At 44.3% G+C, this 17,856-nt stretch carries 14 protein-coding genes; 10 read left to right on the plus strand and 4 right to left on the minus strand.

All coding sequences use genetic code 11. From position 1 onward, the window contains the following. Positions 1–156 precede the first annotated feature (156 nt). The 5 genes from ftsE to minJ all read left to right on the plus strand — a co-directional run bounded on the left by ftsE (position 157) and on the right by minJ (position 5,320). Complete coding sequence (gene ftsE, locus BV11031_RS21980) at positions 157–843, plus strand: cell division ATP-binding protein FtsE (RefSeq protein ID WP_010328756.1); 687 nt, start codon at positions 157–159, stop codon at positions 841–843. Next, complete coding sequence (gene ftsX / locus BV11031_RS21985) at positions 836–1,726, plus strand: permease-like cell division protein FtsX (protein ID WP_010328755.1); 891 nt, start codon at positions 836–838, stop codon at positions 1,724–1,726. The genes ftsE and ftsX overlap by 8 nt, the downstream gene beginning before the upstream one ends. A gap of 136 nt (positions 1,727–1,862) precedes the next feature. Further along, positions 1,863–3,305 (plus strand): carboxy-terminal processing protease CtpB, encoded by a 1,443-nt coding sequence (gene ctpB, locus BV11031_RS21990; protein WP_129551019.1) that lies wholly within the window; start codon positions 1,863–1,865, stop codon positions 3,303–3,305. A gap of 384 nt (positions 3,306–3,689) precedes the next feature. Then, positions 3,690–4,043: a swarming motility protein SwrAA gene (swrA, locus tag BV11031_RS21995; RefSeq protein ID WP_052331638.1), complete on the plus strand. Its 354-nt coding sequence runs from the start codon at positions 3,690–3,692 to the stop codon at positions 4,041–4,043. 80 nt (positions 4,044–4,123) lie between these two features. After that, positions 4,124–5,320, plus strand: a complete 1,197-nt coding sequence (gene minJ / locus BV11031_RS22000) for a cell division topological determinant MinJ (protein ID WP_010328752.1) — start codon at positions 4,124–4,126, stop codon at positions 5,318–5,320. 47 nt (positions 5,321–5,367) lie between these two features. On the opposite strand, the gene BV11031_RS22005 is transcribed toward minJ, so the two are convergent. From BV11031_RS22005 to BV11031_RS22015, 3 genes are all read right to left on the minus strand, one after another. Beyond that, complete coding sequence (locus tag BV11031_RS22005; protein ID WP_010328751.1) at positions 5,368–6,702, minus strand: MFS transporter; 1,335 nt, start codon at positions 6,700–6,702, stop codon at positions 5,368–5,370. Between the two features lie 31 nt (positions 6,703–6,733). Further along, positions 6,734–7,300 (minus strand): TetR/AcrR family transcriptional regulator, encoded by a 567-nt coding sequence (locus BV11031_RS22010; RefSeq protein ID WP_010328750.1) that lies wholly within the window; start codon positions 7,298–7,300, stop codon positions 6,734–6,736. Between the two features lie 77 nt (positions 7,301–7,377). Continuing rightward, positions 7,378–9,873 (minus strand): PEP/pyruvate-binding domain-containing protein, encoded by a 2,496-nt coding sequence (locus tag BV11031_RS22015; RefSeq protein ID WP_010328749.1) that lies wholly within the window; start codon positions 9,871–9,873, stop codon positions 7,378–7,380. 439 nt (positions 9,874–10,312) lie between these two features. Between BV11031_RS22015 and BV11031_RS22020 the strand changes: the two genes are divergently transcribed. From BV11031_RS22020 to hag, 4 genes are all read left to right on the plus strand, one after another. After that, positions 10,313–10,543 (plus strand): CsbA family protein, encoded by a 231-nt coding sequence (locus BV11031_RS22020; protein ID WP_010328748.1) that lies wholly within the window; start codon positions 10,313–10,315, stop codon positions 10,541–10,543. A gap of 184 nt (positions 10,544–10,727) precedes the next feature. Then, positions 10,728–12,713, plus strand: a complete 1,986-nt coding sequence (gene uvrB / locus BV11031_RS22025; RefSeq protein ID WP_010328747.1) for an excinuclease ABC subunit UvrB — start codon at positions 10,728–10,730, stop codon at positions 12,711–12,713. A 7-nt stretch (positions 12,714–12,720) separates the two neighbouring features. Next, positions 12,721–15,594, plus strand: coding sequence for an excinuclease ABC subunit UvrA (gene uvrA, locus BV11031_RS22030; protein ID WP_010328746.1), 2,874 nt, complete (start codon positions 12,721–12,723; stop codon positions 15,592–15,594). A gap of 356 nt (positions 15,595–15,950) precedes the next feature. Beyond that, positions 15,951–16,865: a flagellin Hag gene (gene hag / locus BV11031_RS22035; RefSeq protein WP_010328745.1), complete on the plus strand. Its 915-nt coding sequence runs from the start codon at positions 15,951–15,953 to the stop codon at positions 16,863–16,865. Between the two features lie 202 nt (positions 16,866–17,067). Here hag and BV11031_RS22040 read toward each other — a convergent pair whose 3' ends face one another. Beyond that, a complete protein-coding gene (locus BV11031_RS22040) occupies positions 17,068–17,304 on the minus strand; it encodes a hypothetical protein (RefSeq protein WP_010328744.1) in 237 nt (78 codons plus the stop codon). A 220-nt stretch (positions 17,305–17,524) separates the two neighbouring features. On the opposite strand from BV11031_RS22040, the gene BV11031_RS22045 reads away from it, so the two are divergent. Next, complete coding sequence (locus tag BV11031_RS22045) at positions 17,525–17,851, plus strand: hypothetical protein (RefSeq protein WP_010328743.1); 327 nt, start codon at positions 17,525–17,527, stop codon at positions 17,849–17,851. Positions 17,852–17,856 lie beyond the last annotated feature (5 nt).

The raw sequence follows: 17,856 nt of genomic DNA on the forward strand, positions 1-17,856 counted from the left end.
TTATGTCTAAATTTGACGTATAATGAAGTGTGTTGTGAAAAATGAAACTTTCAGATTTTTCGTCTTTTTGCAAATGAATAAGTCATAAATTATCGAATGCATTCGAAGAGTATGACCGTGTGATAGATAAAATGATATAAAAGATTAGGTGATTTCATGATAGAGATGAAGGAAGTATACAAAGCCTATCCGAACGGCGTAAAAGCGCTCAATGGGATTTCAGTAGCCATTCATCCCGGCGAATTTGTTTATGTTGTCGGTCCGAGCGGAGCGGGTAAATCTACTTTTATTAAAATGATATACAGAGAAGAAAAACCGACAAAAGGACAAATTTTAATCAATCATAAAGACCTCGCTGCAATTAAAGAAAAAGAGATTCCTTTCGTGCGCCGTAAAATAGGCGTTGTCTTCCAGGATTTCAAGCTTCTGTCGAAACTTACTGTTTTTGAGAATGTGGCATTTGCCCTTGAAGTGATTGGAGAACAGCCGTCTGTTATTAAGAAACGTGTCCTCGAAGTGCTTGATCTTGTTCAGCTGAAGCATAAAGCAAGACAATTCCCTGACACGCTTTCAGGCGGGGAACAGCAGCGTGTTTCTATTGCCAGATCAATTGTGAACAATCCCGATGTTGTCATTGCTGATGAACCTACAGGAAACCTTGATCCGGATACGTCCTGGGAAGTTATGAAGACGCTGGAAGAGATCAACAACCGCGGGACGACAGTCGTGATGGCGACACATAATAAAGAAATCGTAAACACCATTAAGAAACGTGTCATCGCAATCGAAGATGGTATCATTGTGCGTGATGAGTCAAGAGGGGAGTATGGTTCATATGATTAAAATTCTCGGGCGCCACTTGCGTGAGAGTTTTAAATCTCTCGGGAGAAACACGTGGATGACGTTTGCATCCATTAGTGCTGTAACCGTTACGCTGATTTTAGTCGGCGTGTTTTTAGTGATTATGCTGAATTTGAATAACATGGCTTCGAATGCTGAAAAACAAGTCGAAATCAAAGTTTTGGTTGATTTGACTGCAGATCAAAAGGCACAGGACAAGCTGCAGAACGATATTAAGGATTTAAAGGGCATTCAGAGTGTCACTTTTTCATCAAAAGAAAAAGAGCTTGACCAGCTGGTTGACAGCTTTGGCGACAGCGGAGAATCCCTGACCATGCAGGATCAGGAAAACCCGCTTAATGATGCGTTTGTCGTCAAAACGACAGATCCGCATGATACGCCGAACGTAGCCAAAAAGATTGAAAAAATGAATCATGTCTATAAAGTCACTTACGGAAAAGAAGAGGTTAGCCGTTTATTTAAAGTGGTCGGCGTTTCCCGCAATATCGGAATCGCGTTAATTATCGGCTTGATATTTACGGCGATGTTCTTAATTTCCAACACCATTAAAATTACCATTTTTGCTAGAAGAAAAGAAATTGAAATTATGAAGCTTGTCGGCGCGACGAACTGGTTTATCCGCTGGCCGTTTTTCCTTGAAGGATTGCTGCTTGGCGTATTCGGCTCAGTGATTCCGATCGCACTGGTGCTGAGCACTTATCAATACGTCATCGGATGGGTCGTTCCGAAGGTTCAAGGATCATTTGTCTCTCTTCTTCCTTATAACCCATTTGTATTCCAAATATCGCTAGTGCTGGTTGCAATCGGCGCAGTTATTGGCGTATGGGGAAGTCTCACTTCCATCCGCAAGTTTTTGCGAGTATAAGAAAAAGCTGTCCCGCTTCCGGGGCGGCTTTTCTTTTGCCTTCTTTTTCTTCTATGATTACATGAAATCTCCATCCTTTACATATACTATCTCTAGGTTTTGAAAGAAACAGTCTGGCATACAGGAGGAGTATAGGATGAATCAAAAAATAATGGCTGTGATAGCAGCAGGAAGCATGCTCTTCGGAGGCGCCGGTGTATATGCCGGAATGAACCTGCTTGAGGTGGATAAGCCCCAGACTGCAGCAGTTCCTGCGACCGCACAAGCTGACTCTGAGCGGGATAAGGCCATGGACAAAATCGAAAAAGCGTATGAGTTAATTTCGAATGAGTACGTAGAAAAAGTTGATAGAGAAAAGCTGCTCGAGGGAGCCATTCAAGGAATGCTGTCTACGCTAAATGATCCTTATTCTGTCTATATGGACAAGCAGACGGCTAAGCAATTTTCTGATTCTCTTGATTCCTCGTTTGAAGGCATCGGTGCTGAGGTTGGTATGGAAGACGGCAAAATTATTATTGTTTCTCCATTTAAGCAATCGCCGGCGGAGAAAGCCGGACTCAAGCCCAATGATGAAATTATCAGCATCAATGGTGAATCAATGGCGGGCAAGGATTTAAACCAAGCTGTGCTCAAAATAAGAGGAAAGAAAGGCTCCAGTGTCTCTATGAAGGTGCAACGTCCGGGGACGAAGAAGCAGCTGTCATTCCGGATCAAGAGAGCTGAAATCCCGCTCGAAACGGTTTTTGCTTCAGAGAAAAAAGTGCAAGGGCATTCTGTCGGATATATCGCCATTTCTACTTTTTCTGAGCATACCGCGGAAGACTTTGCAAAAGCGCTGGGGGACCTTGAGAAAAAAGGAATTGAAGGCCTTGTCATTGATGTACGCGGAAACCCGGGCGGATACCTGCAAAGTGTGGAAGAAATTCTCAAACACTTCGTCACAAAGGATCATCCGTATATTCAGATTGCTGAACGGAATGGTGATAAAAAACGGTATTTTTCAACATTGACTCATAAAAAAGCGTATCCTGTCAATGTCATCACGGATAAAGGAAGTGCCTCCGCATCAGAAATTCTTGCCGGCGCATTAAAAGAAGCGGCGCATTATGATGTTGTAGGCGATACGTCTTTTGGTAAGGGAACGGTTCAGCAGGCTGTTCCGATGGGAGACGGCAGCAACATTAAATTAACCCTTTATAAGTGGCTGACGCCAAAGGGGAATTGGATTCATAAAAAAGGCATTGAGCCGACCATTGCCATTAAGCAGCCGGATTATTTTTCCGCTGGCCCCTTGCAGCTGAAGGAGCCGCTTAAAACGGATATGAACAATGAGGATGTCAAGCATGCTCAGGTTTTATTAAAAGGTCTCAGCTTTGATCCGGGACGTGAGGATGGCTATTTCAGCAAGGATATGAAAAAAGCGGTTATGGCTTTTCAGGAACAAAACAAGCTGGATAAAACGGGTGTCATCGACACTCACACCGCGGAGTCATTAAATCAGCAGATAGAAAAGAAAAAATTAGATGAAAAAAATGATTTGCAGCTCCAAACAGCGCTGAAATCATTATTTGTCAATTAAAGGAGATGGTGTTCCATCTCCTGTTTCTTTATACTTAATGAAAGACTGAACAAAAAGTCACAGAAAAAATGAAGTTTTAACAAGAAATTAAAAAAATTTTCACAAATAAACATTTATAAAGGACTTGAATTACCCGATATCAATATATGAGAGAGACTTTCTAACGAGTTAATATGCATTTAAAATGAAACTTTTGCAAGTTGCCTAGTCTTTGTTTACTTCATACAATATAAGAAGGTTCTAAAAAGAACAGTAATCAGGTTTATGGCAGCTGAACGACAGGTATTTAAAAAATAACGTTAGCGAGAATGCTTGTTTAGCACTCCAGTACTGCTGCTTATACTGGCCCGTGCTTATCTGTATAAAGAAAATGGGGGTTCACAATTGAAGAGGGCAAGTATTGTGCGTGAAAAAAAATATTATGAATTAGTGGAACAATTAAAAGACAGAACACAAGATGTAACATTTTCGGCTACAAAAGCACTAAGTCTTCTTATGCTGTTCAGCAGGTATTTGGTCAATTACACCAATGTCGAAACAGTAAATGAAATCGATGAAGAGTGTGCCAAGCATTATTTTAATTATTTAATGAAAAATCATAAGCGATTAGGAATCAATCTGACAGATATCAAAAGGTCGATGCACCTGATCAGCGGTTTATTGGATGTGGATGTGAACCATTATTTAAAGGATTTTTCACTATCGAATGTCACGCTGTGGATGACGCAGGAGGGTTAAACCATCCTGAGGATATCCAAGCCATTTAATATTTGATAGAATATGAGTAACATGTTTGGCTTGAGGCGGTGAAAAAGATAGTGTCTGTTCAATGGGGATTTGAACTGTTAAAAAGTGCGGGCCTGTTCTTCTTACACCCGCTTTTCTGGTTTTTTATCATGATAAGCCTTGCTTTCGGCTATGTGAGAATCAAACGGGAACGAAGAACCTTTCATACAAAAATAGCCGATATTTATGACGACCTGACATTCACTTATACAAAGGGATTGATTCCAGGACTCCTTTTGTCAGTTGTTTTAGGCGTACTAGGCATCTCGATTCCTCTCGGTGTACTTGCAATTATTGCCGTTATCACTGCGGCGGCAGCGCTCACTCTTCGCGCAAACTGGATGTCTGCTGCATATATCGTCGGTGTGAGTATGCTGATAGGTTTTGGACTGCAAATCAATCAAGCGGAACCTTTTCTAGAGAGATTTCCGCAAGGCTTTGCGGTCGTTTGGCCGGCTATGGCTGTGTTTTTGGGCTTGTTGGTTATCATTGAAGGAGTAGTAGCTTATCGCTCTGCACATGTGAGAACATCACCGGCACTTGTGGTGAGCAGCCGCGGTTTGCCGATCGGCCAGCAACTGGCAAACCGGATATGGCTTTTGCCGCTGTTCCTTCTCGTTCCGGGAAACGGATTAGAATCGCACCTTAGCTGGTGGCCAGTGTTTACTGTTCCCGGCGGGTCATTCCATTTTCTGTGGATTCCTTACTTTGTCGGATTCGGGCAACGCGTGCAGGGGTCGCTGCCTGAAACGAGCATCAGGATCACAGCGAAACGCATTTGTATTCTCGGTCTTGCCGTCACCGCTCTCGGTGCAGCGAGCTTACTGTGGACGCCGCTTGCGGGTGCCGCCGTCATTACCGCTTTGTTAGGACGTGTTTTTCTGTCCATTAAACAAAGAGTGAACGATAACGCGGCTCCGTTTTATTTCTCAAAACGTGATCAAGGCTTAATGGTGCTTGGGATTATACCAAATACGCCGGCTGAGGATCTGGAATTGAAAATTGGGGAAATCATTACGAAAGTGAATGGCATACCCGTTAAGAACGTATCCGATTTTTATGAAGCGCTCCAGCATAACCGCGCATATGTGAAGCTTGAAATTATCGGTTTGAATGGAGAAATTCGTTTTGATCAGCGAGCTTCTTACGAGGGAGAACATCATGAATTAGGTATCCTGTTCGTAAAGGATGAACGTGAAGGCGAAGCAGCCGCTTTGTCCGGATCATAAAAAACAGCCCGGCGCCGCAGTTTCTTGCGGTGCCGGGCTGTTTTGAGTTACGCTGAGTTTTTTTCCAGCCGTGCCATTTCATCAGGTTTGATGCCTAATGAAACAAAAACGCCAATGATGGAGACGGCAAAGAGAATGATAAATAGGTTGTGATATCCCGATATCAGGCCGATTAAGGCTGAGGAAATGATGCTTCCGAAATAACGGAAGGTCGAGAAAATGCCTGACGCCACTCCTGACATGCCGGGATCTACTGTGGCAAGGGATGACACCTGCATGCTGGTCAGTCCGACTCCGGACGCGAGCCCGCCCAAGATAAGAGAGATCATGAGGAACAAGACGGAATGCGAGCTGCTTAACAGCATAAATAATAGATTCGCTCCAGCCATCATGGCAAATGAAAGGAAAATGATTTTCTTTGCCCCCCATTTGTGGTGAAGCTGTGCGCCCGCCCAGTTGCTCGCCGACATAAAGATCGAAAATACAGAAAGCGCCATCCCGCTGTTAGACGTATTAAGCCCAAATTGGCTCTTCATGAATAACGGCATGATCAATAAGACGGCATACATCATCAGATTGCTCAATAGGACTGATAGATTGGCATTTGTAAACGTTGAGCTTTTAAACAGTGTAAAATCGATGATGGGGTGCTCTGTACGTTTTTCTCTTCTGAAAAAAAGCGGGACAAATAGAAGGATTAACACACTGTATGCCGCATAACCCCATGAAGCCTCATTTTTCGTCAGCAGGATAATTGAAACGATGCTGCCCGCAAGCAAGAGAGAGCCGATAATATCCAGCGGCGCGTCAGATTTAATTTCTTGATATGGAGGGAACATGGTAAATGCCGTAAATAAGGCAATGGCGAGAAACGGAATGTTGACCCAAAAAATCGAGTGCCAGCTGAAGCTGTCAATCAGCATAGAGCCGATGAAAGGCCCGAGTGCTGCCCCAAGTCCCGCCCCGAGCCCGAAAAATCCAAATACTTTCGGAAGGCGTTTTTCTGAAACAACGTGACGGATAATAGCAATGCTGTTTGGCGTAAGCAGCGCGCCGCCGACAGCCTGCAATGCGCGAAAGACAATCAGCAGCAGCAGGCTCGGTGAGAGGGCGCAGCCTAAGGACGCGATAAGAAAGAGACCGACACCCCATAAATACATTGTTTTGTTGCCGTACATGTCACCGAGTTTTCCAGCGATCGGCTGTGTGACTGCCATGACGATTAAATAAACGGTAACCACCCAAGTGATGCTCGAGATGGACTCGTTATACGTATGGGATATAGATGAGAGCGCGACCGCAATCATCGTTGAGTTAATGGGAACCAGGATAGCCCCCAATAATAGCGAGACGATCAGCGCCCATTCTTTTCTTGAACTCATGGAGATCCTCCTTTTTGTTATGCCAAGGAGTTCATCGAGAGATTCCTTTGACAAATAAAGCAGTGCTGTGCTCCAGCATTTTTTTCTGGGACATTGAAATCACCCGGTCTCCTAAATGGAGGCGGTGAATAAAATAACCGAAAACGATCGACATGAACACGTCTGCATGCTCCGCTTCATCTCCTGTCTGAATAACCCCTTTTTCACTCATTCCTTTGAGATAATCAATCAATAGCTGTTTCATAGATTGGGGATATTCAGTTACGTGGTTGATGACATCTTGGAACATGGCCGGTTCACGAAAGCTGATTTTAATCAAATCTTTTCTGCGTTCGAGCTCTTCCAAGAGACAGGTTCCGATATGAAGCAGGTCTTTGTGCAAATCGCCTTCTGTTTGCTCCAAAATGCGGCTTCTGTTTGGAGAATGCTGAGAAAGCAAAGCCTCGACTAGTCCCTGTTTATTTTTAAAATTCCTGAAAATCGTTGCTTCACTTACTTTTGCTTTTTCTGCGATTTGTTTTGTAGTCGTTGCGCGATATCCTTTTTTGACGAGCAGCTGCATGGCAGCGTCAAGGATTCTCTTGTTTGTCGGTCTCAATACGTTTCACCTCACGAATATACTGGCAGGTCAAGTATACACCTGCCCCGCTTGTATAAGAAAGAGGGGAGAACGCGTCAGGCCCGGCTGACAACCGTGATTTTGCCGTTGCTTCCGTCAACAGTAATGATGTCTCCGTCCCGAAGTCTTTCTGTTGCTGTACGAGTGCCGAGAACAGCGGGAATGCCGTATTCGCGGGCAATAATCGCAGCGTGGGATAAAATGCCGCCTGTATCTGTAATAATCGCTTTGGCATCTTGAAACAGGCTGGTCCATAGCGGTGTGGTCATTTTGCAAACGAGGATGTTCCCACACGCGAATCGAGAAAATTCACTCGCGTCTCGAATCACTTTGACCGGGCCTGTTGCAATGCCGCTTGATGCCGCAATGCCGAAAATATGGTTTTCTGTATTTTTTTCATCCTCAATCACAGCGCCGACAATTTCTTCAGCGATTTTGATCTGTTCTTTTGTCGGATTTCCGAGATAGGCAGGGGCTTTGGCAAGCTCATACTCGTGAAAGGCCTGTCTGCGTTTTTCAGCCTTATCTTGCAGGGATACAGGGTGAAGCAGCGCGTTTTCCACGTCATCATCATACAAGAACCAAAGGTCTTCCCGATCTTGAATGACCCCGTTTTCCGCTAACAATTCACCTACCTTGAGCAGAAAGGCTCTCGCCTTGGCATCCAGCATGGCGTCAATATAAAAGTGGTGGTCATCCATTATATTTGCAGCGTTCAGCGTCCACTGATAATAACGGTCAAATTCTTTACGTAAATTGGGGTCTTCTATATTTTCCAAGAATTCACTGTATAATGCCTCTCGTTTTTCTTTCGTTTTCTGAAATTCATTGTCAAAATGATAGCCATTGCGGACGTAATTTTGAATATTGGCCAGGGCATAATAAGGATTTTCAGCCCAGGTCTGTTCAATCAGATCATGGCTCTTTACAGATCTCCACCCGTATTCCTGTAAAAATTCATGAATGTTCCTCAGAAATTGTTTGCCCTCATCAGTTTGTTTCAATTTTTCCTGCAGCTGTTCCGGCTTGGTGTTTTTAAAAATAGACAGCAGATTCGGGTTTTCCTGCACTTCAACGGAAAATAGCCATAGGAGGCGGTCTGTTTCCAATGATTTGTTCATTTTACCTGTCAGCATTTCGTAAAAATGAGCGTTTTCGGATTCGCCTTGAATGTGCTGGTACATTGCTTGCAATTTGTTTGTCAGAAGCATTTGCGGGAAAACAATATTGAAATGCTCATCATAAGCCGTGAGATAAAAGGCTTTTAGTTTCCGAAAAGCATCAAGTGCGCTTTCAGCAGTATGGTCAGTTTGTGTGAGCTGATCCAGCGTCTCGTAAAATGGAAGGTACGTGTGTTTGATGATGTCATACATACGCTCCGATAATATCGGAAAAAGCTCTTCTCCGCAGTCATCAGTCTGAGGCTGCTGTCCGTCTTGGCTTTTGGAATAAACATGTCCGCGATAAAGTTTTACTTCGTCAACGACTACACCAATCGGGAATTTTTGCATGTTTTTCTTTAAGCCGTATTCCATGGCCGGTACAATGATCGAAGAAAATAACGGACTTATCGGACCTTCAATATTTGATTCCATGTTGATCCAGAAATCATTCATGTCAGCGTCTGTTATCATGAAGCTGCGTTCTTCTTCTGCCGCTTTTTTGTCCTGTTCAATGGTTGTAATCGGGCGGGCCTGCAAAAGGTATACGTGATGGTCAGCGATTCCGAATTCGATATCGACTGGATATCCGTACAGCTCTTCGGTTTTTTTCGTGATTTCAGCCAGTTCACTCACTTGTTCATCTGTAAGGCAAAAACGGCTCCGCATGTCTTCGCTCGTTGTTCTTTCAGCAATTCCTTCTGCCGCGGACTCCATGTAGATTTCTTTTGCACCTATTTCTTTCTGAATCTCAAACGAAGATTTATTGACTATAAATGTGTCTGGGGTGACACTTCCTGAAACGATAGCTTCTCCCAAACCATAGCTGGCGCTGATTAATAGCTCTCTATCATCATGGGTAACGGGATTGCGGCTGAAAATAACACCTGATACGTCTGAATCGATCAGGCCCTGAACGACAACGCCCATTAACGGCTCTGCGATTTGGTTGTTCATTTTTTTCTTATAGCTGCTGACTCGGCCTGAGAAAAATGAGGCCCAGCATTCTTTCACTTTAGCTAGAAACTCTTCTTCTGTTTTAATATTTAAGTAGGTTTCGTATTGACCCGCGAATGAAGCGCCTTCTAAATCTTCCGAGGCAGACGAAGAGCGCACGGCAACGGAGCGGTATGAGTCTCTTAACTTGTAAAAGGAATTTGTCAGCTCGTGTTTCAGTTCATCTGAAAATGTTCCGGCGATGATCTCCTTTTCGATGCCTTCGCTAGTTTGATGAAGGTGGTTATCCTCCATAAAACGGGAGAGCGCATTCGTCTGGATAACAAACCCGTCCGGAACAGGAAGCCCGTGTTTGGTCAGTTTAATTAAATTCATGCCTTTTGCGCCAGCCAGCTGGCTGGACGCTTCTGCCTGTCGAAATAAAACAGAATACATATTTGAAACCCCTCTTTCCTTCATTTTGTTTTTCTCTTTAGTCTTTTATGACGGAGCCTGTGTTCAAAAATGATAGTGAACACTATCGCTCAATTGTAAGTTTTCAGGAAAATGATGTCAAAAGCAGAAAGTCCTAAATAAAATGAATCGTTAAGTTAGTTGAATGATCATGAAAAATGCAGTCAAACTAGTGCTGTCCGCCTATTTATTCTCGCCGGCGTTCTGCTATGGAGGCGGGCTTCGATATCAAGCTAAGACATAATGCCCTCATGCAAAAGTGCCGCAAATGCTTCTTGTGCCTGGAGCCAAAGTGCAAAGATGATGATTGATTTAAGCAGAAAAAGGGTATGGTGTAGAAAGGGGAACGATTGCAGATTGTCCGATTCTTCATTTTTTACTATAATCAAATCAGATGAAGAATCATTGAGGAGGGTTTTTGTTGATTACAAAAGCCGTTTTTGCATTATTTTTCCCTTTTATGCTGGTTGTCTTATTTACAAGAGTCACCTTTAATCATTATGTGGCGATCGCTCTGACAGCTGCATTGCTGTTTGCCTCTTATTTAAAAGGCTATACAGAAACGTATTTTATTGTAGGATTGGACGTTGTGTCTCTTGTGGCTGGCGGACTGTACATGGCCAAAAAAACTGCTGAGAAAAAAGAAGAGTAAATCGGACATAATGAATATAACGAATGAATTCCTGCTTTTACGTTTTAAAAGCAGGTTTTTTATACACGAAAACAGCTGGAAATAAAAAACCACCGAACTTTAGTTCGTATTTTTGGTGATTTTCCATTCCATTGTGTTACTATATCTATAGGAAGATTTCGTTAAAGAAACGGAGGCTTATTTTGTGAAAGATCGCTTTGAGTTAGTCTCGAAATACCAGCCCCAGGGAGATCAGCCGAAAGCCATTGAAAAACTTGTAAAAGGAATTCAGGAGGGCAAGAAGCATCAGACTCTGCTGGGTGCGACAGGAACGGGCAAAACATTTACGGTGTCCAATTTGATTAAAGAAGTCAATAAGCCGACCCTCGTCATTGCCCATAACAAAACCCTTGCCGGACAGCTTTACAGCGAGTTCAAGGAGTTTTTTCCGAACAACGCTGTCGAGTATTTTGTCAGTTACTATGATTATTATCAGCCGGAGGCGTATGTGCCTCAAACGGATACGTTTATAGAAAAAGACGCCAGTATTAATGATGAAATTGATAAACTGAGACACTCCGCCACATCGTCTCTGTTTGAGCGGAGAGATGTCATTATCATCGCGAGTGTATCTTGTATATATGGCCTCGGTTCGCCTGAAGAATACCGGGAAATGGTCGTGTCACTGCGGCCTGAAATGGAAATTGAGCGCAACGAGCTGCTCAGGAAACTTGTAGACATCCAATATGCCCGCAATGATATCGACTTCCAGCGCGGGACATTTCGTGTGCGCGGAGATGTAGTGGAAATCTTCCCTGCCTCTCGTGATGAACATTGTATCAGGGTTGAATTTTTCGGTGATGAAATCGAACGGATCAGGGAAGTGGACGCCCTGACAGGAGAAATTCTCGGTGACCGTGACCATGTTGCGATTTTCCCGGCGTCCCACTTCGTAACGCGGGCCGAGAAAATGGAGAAAGCGATTCAAAATATCGAGAAGGAGCTTGAGGAGCAGCTGAAGGTCATGCACGAAAACGGCAAGCTGCTTGAAGCGCAGCGTTTAGAGCAGCGGACAAGGTACGATCTTGAGATGATGCGGGAAATGGGTTTCTGCTCCGGCATTGAGAACTATTCAAGACATTTGACGCTTCGGCCTCCAGGTTCAACGCCGTATACGCTTCTTGATTATTTTCCTGACGATTTTATGATCGTGGTAGATGAGTCGCATGTGACGATTCCTCAGGTGCGCGGCATGTTTAACGGAGACCAGGCGCGGAAACAGGTGCTTGTGGATCATGGGTTCCGTCTTCCGTCAGCGCTTGATAACCGTCCGCTCCGTTTTGAAGAGTTTGAAAAGCATATGCACAATATCGTGTATGTATCAGCAACGCCAGGGCCGTATGAGATTGAGCATACGGATGAAATGATTGAGCAGATCATCCGTCCTACGGGGCTTCTTGACCCGCTGATTGATGTACGTCCGATTGAAGGCCAGATTGATGACTTGATCGGCGAAATTCAAGCAAGAGTCGAACGGGATGAGCGGGTTCTCGTGACAACCTTGACGAAGAAAATGTCAGAGGACCTGACGGATTATCTGAAGGAAATTGGCATTAAAGTAAACTATCTGCATTCAGAGATTAAGACGCTTGAACGGATTGAAATTATCCGTGATCTGCGCCTTGGGAAGCATGATGTTCTCATCGGCATCAACCTGCTGAGGGAAGGCCTCGATATTCCCGAAGTATCTCTCGTTGCCATTTTGGATGCGGATAAGGAAGGCTTCCTCCGTTCGGAGCGGTCGCTGATCCAGACGATCGGACGGGCAGCGAGGAACGCTGAAGGCCGCGTCATTATGTATGCAGATAAAGTAACGAAGTCGATGGAAATTGCGATGAATGAAACAAAACGCCGCCGCGAGCAGCAGGAGCGTTTTAACGAAGAGCACGGCATTACGCCGAAAACGATAAATAAAGAAATTCGCGATGTCATTCGTGCCACAGCAGCAGCTGAGGATAAAGCCGAATACAAAACAAAAGCCGCGCCTAAGCTGTCGAAAATGACGAAGAAAGAACGCCAGAAAATCGTTGAACAGATGGAGCACGAAATGAAAGAAGCCGCCAAGGCGCTTGACTTTGAAAGAGCCGCGGAGCTTCGCGATTTACTTTTAGAGCTAAAAGCGGAAGGATGATGAACATATGGCTATGGATCGGATAGAGGTGAAGGGAGCAAGGGCGCATAACCTGAAAAATATAGATGTAACGATTCCAAGAGATCAGCTTGTCGTTGTCACGGGTTTGTCCGGATCAGGAAAATCCTCCCTTGCCTTTGACACCATATATGCGGAAGGGCAGAGACGGTATGTCGAGTCGCTGTCTGCCTATGCCCGACAATTTTTAGGGCAGATGGATAAGCCTGATGTTGATGCAATTGAGGGGTTGTCTCCGGCTATCAGCATCGATCAGAAAACAACGAGCCGCAACCCGAGGTCAACTGTCGGTACGGTAACTGAGATCTATGATTATCTGCGTCTTTTATATGCGAGAGTAGGGAAGCCTCATTGTCCGGAGCACGGAATTGAGATTACATCGCAAACCATCGAGCAAATGGTCGACAGAATTCTGGAATACCCGGAACGTACGAAGCTTCAGGTACTGGCCCCGATTGTCTCTGGCCGAAAAGGCGCTCATGTGAAAGTGCTTGAACAGATCAGAAAACAAGGCTATGTCAGAGTTCGAATTGACGGCGAAATGGCTGAGCTTTCTGATGATATTGAATTAGAAAAGAATAAAAAGCATTCGATTGAGGTTGTCATTGACCGGATTGTGGTGAAAGAAGGCGTGGCGGCCCGCCTGTCAGATTCATTGGAAACGGCGCTCCGTTTAGGTGAAGGACGGGTTATGATTGATGTCATTGGTGAGGAAGAGCTGATGTTTAGTGAGCATCATGCCTGCCCGCACTGCGGATTTTCAATCGGCGAGCTTGAGCCGCGGCTTTTTTCATTCAACAGTCCGTTTGGCGCGTGTCCGACATGTGACGGCCTCGGAATGAAGCTCGAAGTGGATGCGGATCTCGTCATCCCCAATCAAGATTTGTCATTGAAGGAGAATGCGGTCGCTCCTTGGACACCGATCAGCTCCCAATATTATCCGCAGCTGCTTGAGGCGGTCTGCACCCACTACGGCATTGATATGGACGTGCCGGTAAAAGATTTGCCGATGCATCAGCTCGATAAAGTGCTGTACGGCAGCGGAGACGACTTGATTTATTTCCGTTATGAAAATGATTTTGGGCAAATACGTGAAGGCGAAATACAATTTGAAGGCGTATTGCGCAATATTGAAAGACGCTATAAGGAGACAAGCTCCGATTACATCCGTGAACAAATGGAGCAGTATATGTCCCAGAAGTCTTGTCCGACATGCAAAGGCTATCGGTTAAAGAAAGAGGCGCTTGCCGTACTGATTGACGGACGCCACATCGGTAAAATTACCGAGTTGTCTGTCAGAGACGCGCTTGATTTCTTCAAAGGCCTTACCCTTTCTGAGAAAGATATGCAGATTGCCAATTTGATCTTGCGTGAAATTGTAGAGCGTTTAAGCTTTCTGGACAAAGTCGGCCTTGATTACCTGACACTGAGCAGGGCAGCGGGAACATTGTCCGGGGGAGAGGCGCAGCGTATCAGGCTGGCCACTCAAATTGGTTCGCGCTTATCAGGTGTGCTTTATATTTTAGACGAGCCGTCTATCGGCCTGCATCAGCGTGATAACGACCGCTTGATCAGCGCTTTGAAAAATATGAGAGACCTTGGGAACACGCTGATTGTTGTCGAACACGATGAGGACACGATGATGGCAGCCGATTATTTAATTGATATTGGGCCCGGCGCCGGCATTCACGGCGGACAGGTGATATCCGCGGGTAAGCCGGAAGAAGTGATGGAAGATGCCAACTCATTAACGGGCAGCTATTTATCAGGGAAAAAATTCATCCCGCTGCCTCCTGAAAGAAGAAAGCCGGATGGCCGTTTTATTGAGATTAAAGGCGCTTCAGAAAATAACCTGAAAAAGGCGAATGCCAAGTTTCCGCTAGGAACGTTCACAGCGGTTACAGGAGTTTCCGGCTCAGGGAAGAGCACACTCGTCAATGAAATTTTGCATAAGGCGCTGGCGCAAAAGCTTCATAAAGCGAAAGCGAAGCCTGGCAGCCATAAAGAGATTAAAGGTTTGGATCACCTGGACAAAGTCATAGATATTGACCAAGCGCCAATCGGCAGAACGCCGAGATCCAATCCAGCGACATACACCGGTGTGTTTGACGACATTCGCGATGTATTCGCACAGACAAATGAAGCGAAAGTCCGCGGCTATAAAAAAGGTCGTTTCAGCTTTAACGTGAAGGGCGGGCGATGTGAAGCCTGCCGCGGAGACGGGATTATTAAAATTGAAATGCACTTCCTTCCTGACGTGTATGTTCCGTGCGAGGTGTGCCACGGCAAACGCTATAACCGGGAAACGCTTGAAGTGACATACAAAGGAAAGAGCATCTCTGATGTGCTTGATATGACGGTGGAAGATGCTCTTGCTTTCTTTGAAAATATCCCGAAAATCAAGCGTAAGCTCCAAACCCTTTATGATGTTGGTTTAGGTTACATTACGCTCGGACAGCCGGCAACAACTTTGTCGGGTGGAGAAGCGCAGCGCGTAAAGCTTGCATCTGAGCTGCACAAACGGTCAACAGGGCGAACGCTTTACATTTTAGATGAACCGACAACAGGTCTGCACGTCGATGATATCGCCAGACTTCTTGTCGTGCTTCAGCGTTTGGTTGACAATGGAGATACAGTACTCGTCATTGAGCACAATCTTGATATCATTAAGACGGCGGATTACATTGTCGATCTGGGCCCAGAAGGCGGAGACGGAGGCGGAACCATTGTCGCATCGGGAACGCCTGAAGACATTACTGAAGTCGAAGAGTCGTATACAGGACGATATTTGAAGCCTGTTATGGAGCGGGACAAAAAACGAATGAAATCGCTCTTGGACACAAAAGAAGCGGCTACTTCTTAATAATAAGCTTTTCAGAGGGAGCTTGTCAGCGAGTCCATGATTGGGCTTAGCAGGCAAGCTTCCTTTATAGTTTAACGAGAAAAGAAAAATAATTTGCGATATTTAGAGGCATTTTTTTAAATGGGGAAAATTTCTTTGGAAAAACGCCTAAACATTTACAAAATACTGCCGATATATTGAAGGGCGGACAATGTGTTCCATATTAAGCAAAAAAGCCCTTTATATGAAGGGATTTGAAGGTATCCTTTATGAAGGATCTACATAACAGCCAGAAGCTTTACTGGAATCACAGTGCCAGAAATCGAAGAAAAGGAAGTCTTTGATTTCAAAAACATATACACATGGAGGTATTTTACATGAGAATTAACCACAATATCGCAGCGCTTAACACACTGAACCGTTTGTCTTCAAACAACAATGCAAGTTCTAAAAACATGGAGAAGCTTTCTTCAGGCCTACGGATCAACCGTGCGGGTGATGACGCAGCAGGTCTTGCGATTTCTGAAAAAATGAGAGGACAAATCAGAGGTCTAGAAATGGCTTCTAAAAACTCTCAAGACGGGATCTCTCTTATCCAAACAGCTGAGGGTGCATTGACCGAAACTCACTCAATCCTTCAGCGTGTTCGTGAACTAGTTGTTCAAGCAGGAAACACAGGTACTCAAGATACTACAGATCTTGGCGCTATTCAAGACGAAATTGATTCCTTAGTTGAGGAACTTGGTGGCGGAACTAACGCTAACGGTATCTCTGACCGTACCGAGTTTAACGGTAAGAAACTTCTTAATGGAGATTTCAATTCTACTGATGGAAAAGAGCTCACATTCCAAATTGGTGCAAATGGCGGTCAGCAGCTATCTGTACACATTGAAGATATGAGTGCTAAGGCTATCGGAAAAGTTGATGAAACAAGTGGTGCTCTTGTTACTGGGAAATCTGTGCAAGATATTAATGTGAAAAATTTTGAGACTATTAAAGCTGGTGAAGATGGCGGTTTTAATGACCAATTGGCTATCGTTGATGGAGCAATCAACACAGTTTCAAAACAACGTTCTGAATTAGGTGCGGTACAAAACCGTCTAGAGCACACAATCAACAACTTAGGCGCTTCTGGTGAAAACCTGACAGCTGCTGAGTCTCGTATCCGTGACGTTGACATGGCGAAAGAAATGAGCGAGTTCACAAAGAACAACATTCTTTCTCAAGCTTCTCAAGCAATGCTTGCTCAAGCGAACCAACAGCCGCAAAACGTACTTCAATTATTACGTTAATTTCTAAACGGCTATCGTTTTTTCTGGCCGTCACAGCTTGCCGACAGTCCATTCGTTGGATATGCCGGCAGGCTTTTTTTGTTACAATGATGGTGTGGCGCCCAGAGAATCACTTGTTACCTTCAAAACAAAAAAGGCAAGATATTGTCATCTAACCTTTAGCATTTGTTTCGGTTATAATGATTTGCAGCTTTTTCTGCCATTACAATGTCTCCGTCTTCTTATACAGCTGCCTGCTTACATTTATTAAATCTTGAACAATGTGTGTATTGCTGCTGTCGAGCAGCACTTTTATATATTGAATATCGTGAGAGATCGGAAGAGGTCCGTGAATCTGTTCAAGCTCAGCGATCATTTCACGATTCATTCGTTTTTGTTCATGAATCAGCTTTAACAATGATTCTTGTGTTACTGTATAGTCACCGGTATCTTTCTCCATTGCTTGTCCAGCCTCCTTGATTGCCGTAAGCTTTTTACATATTGTAATCGGTACAGCCGGAAGATTCTACTTCTAAAACTTTTTAAAATCCAAATTCCGTAAATCGAAGCATGTCTTTAGCATGAATATGAAACCTTATGAGGTTTTAAACGTATGAATAAGTAAAACGTCCCTGACCTTTTGTCATGGATAATTCACTGTTATGGGAGTGTGAAATGAATTGAACCGTAATCAAGCCATTATCGCATCACTTTGTTATTTTAGTGTGTTTATCGCGCCGATCATTGTGCCGATTGTCGCTTACTTTGTTGTAGATGAGAAAGAAACAAAACGCCACGCGATACGTTCTCTTATTTCTCATATTGTTCCTTTTGCCGGCTGGCTGGTCCTTTTTATCGCTTTTCTGGGCGGAGCCATTGCAATTGATGGAGACAGCCTGCTGCCTGTATTTGTGATGATTGGGGGAGCGGTTATTTACTTCTTAGTTGTCATTGGCATTATGGTTTGGAATGTGATTCAGGGTATTAAGGTGCTGCGCGCAGCATAAGTAGA

It is taken from the genome of Bacillus vallismortis (genome assembly GCF_004116955.1).
Lineage (GTDB): Bacteria > Bacillota > Bacilli > Bacillales > Bacillaceae > Bacillus > Bacillus vallismortis.